Genomic DNA, 2039 nt, shown 5'->3' on the forward strand with positions numbered 1-2039 from the left:
GTTTACCGAAAACCTACGGTAGATTAAGCTATTAATGTAGAAAGAAGGAATGGTATGTTTCAAAATATTGTCACCGTGACGCATCAAATAATGAAAGAAAAAATTCACAAAGGCGACCATGTATTAGATGCAACAGTAGGTAAAGGAAATGATACCCTGTTGCTTTCACAACTAGTTGGCCCTGAAGGTATCGTCTACGGATTAGACATACAAGCACAAGCGATTGCATTCGCTGAAAAACGCCTTTCTGAGGAGGCAAAATTTAAAAATACAAAGTTGTTTGTAAAAGACCATAGCGAATTAGACCAAGTCATTCCGGCCGATGAGAAATTGCAATTAGCCATCTTCAACCTCGGTTATTTGCCTAGTGGAGATAAAGAGATCATCACCCAATCAGAGACCACTATCAAAGCCATTCAAACGGTCCTTGAACGCTTAGATAAGATGGGGGTGTTACTGATTGCTTCATACGTTGGTCATCCGGGTGGTATGGAAGAATTTGAAGCGGTTCAATCTTATCTCGAAAAATGCGAACAAAAAAGTTATAATGTAGCTATGTTCAATTTTTTGAACCAAAAAAACCTACCTCCACGATTATTTATCGTTGAAAGGAGACAATAAATGGCAGCAATCAAATCCATAGCTGGTAGCAAAAACCGCCAAATTCTTGTTCCAGCACTTTTCCATGTCCTACTCGTATGTCTCATGGCAGTCCCTGCCTTCATGACATTAAAAGCAGTCAACACGATCAACTGGACAAATTTTCTACTATTAATATTCTGGCAATTTTTACTTACACAGGTCTATTTATTATTTTCTAAGCAAAAAGGACTCACACTCATTAAGAATATGATCATTTTAGGTGTGGTCGAAATAGCCCTAATCGCCATTTTAATTTTTAGTCCCGTAACTATTTTGGCAAAAGGATTACTCTTCCTACAATGGTTATTGATTCATTTAGTGATTGGTACGCATAACTTACTGCCAGTATTGCCCCCATTATTTATCGCAATGGAAATGGTCATCATGCAAAACATTGTAGAAATGGCCAATGCGCAAGTCTTATTAACCGGTTTAGGCCTTATTAAATTCCTATACTATCTAGCAGTATTCTCCTGGTTATCTAGTTTATTCATGGATTACCGTGCAGAAGGCGTAGAAATTGCTGGTAAAAAATCAAACTCAGCAAGAATGATGAAATTACTGGCTAGCTTTGCCGTTGTGGTCTTGATTATAGCTATCGCTGCAACCTCCATTATTCCGGAATCATTGAATAGCCAAACAATCGCTTTAATCATCATTTCATTAGTGATTATGGTTTACAGCCTATTCCTTAAAAAAAGACAGTAAATTAAAAGAACCCGCTTTGAATGGTTGCTAGGACCAAATCAAAGCGGGTTTTGTTATTTTGTTAGCGTATTTGAAATGAAGGATAAGAAAAAGGATATCATCGAGATAGCCTTTAAAATCATCTCAATAATATCCACAATATATAGTCCCAAAAAATTAATTTTTCATTTTAAATGATCAATGTTTAGATTCAATTTTCGATAATAAGCTCCCTGCATAAGAAGCCCATATAGCTACGAATAGGTCGAATAAAGCTATCAACATTACCACTTCTCCAAATAAATAAAATAACTTGTTTTATCAAATATATTATATACTCTAACTTTCAAATAAATAAGTTTAATTTCAGTTTAGAGATCCTATTTTTAAAATATTGAATTATCCTTCAATACAAATGCTACCTTTTTGCTACTTCTAAGTCGCTAGAGATCTCCGCTATTTCTATATCTTTCAAATCTAAAGCAAAAAAAGACTAGTTAAACTGATGTCTAACTAGTCTGGTGGGCTGTTGCCCTAATTGTTAAAATTTAAATTAGATTTACGCTTTAACAACGTTAGCTGCTTGTGGTCCACGGTTTCCATCTTCGATTTCTTTCAGGATAATGTTATAACCAAACATCAAAGTGCATAGAAATGGGTATTTAATAGTAAAGAAATTTCACTAAGCATAGCTACGAGTAGAAAAGATT

The 2039-nt window shown here is 35.0% G+C and carries 2 protein-coding genes; both read left to right on the plus strand.

From position 1 onward, the window contains the following. Window positions 1-54 precede the first annotated feature (54 nt). Window positions 55-621, plus strand: a complete 567-nt coding sequence (locus ACRCJ0_RS12725; RefSeq protein WP_431390661.1) for a class I SAM-dependent methyltransferase — start codon at window positions 55-57, stop codon at window positions 619-621. After that, window positions 622-1350: a hypothetical protein gene (locus ACRCJ0_RS12730; protein WP_431390662.1), complete on the plus strand. Its 729-nt coding sequence runs from the start codon at window positions 622-624 to the stop codon at window positions 1348-1350. Window positions 1351-2039: the final 689 nt, after the last annotated feature.

This window comes from Aerococcus sp. L_32 (assembly GCF_050689315.1).

Bases quoted from the DNA above. Each gene is read 5' to 3' on its own strand.
- ACRCJ0_RS12730 (WP_431390662.1), top strand. From the start codon at position 622: ATGGCAGCAATCAAATCCATAGCTGGTAGCAAAAACCGCCAAATTCTT.
- ACRCJ0_RS12725 (WP_431390661.1), top strand. From the start codon at position 55: ATGTTTCAAAATATTGTCACCGTGACGCATCAAATAATGAAAGAAAAA.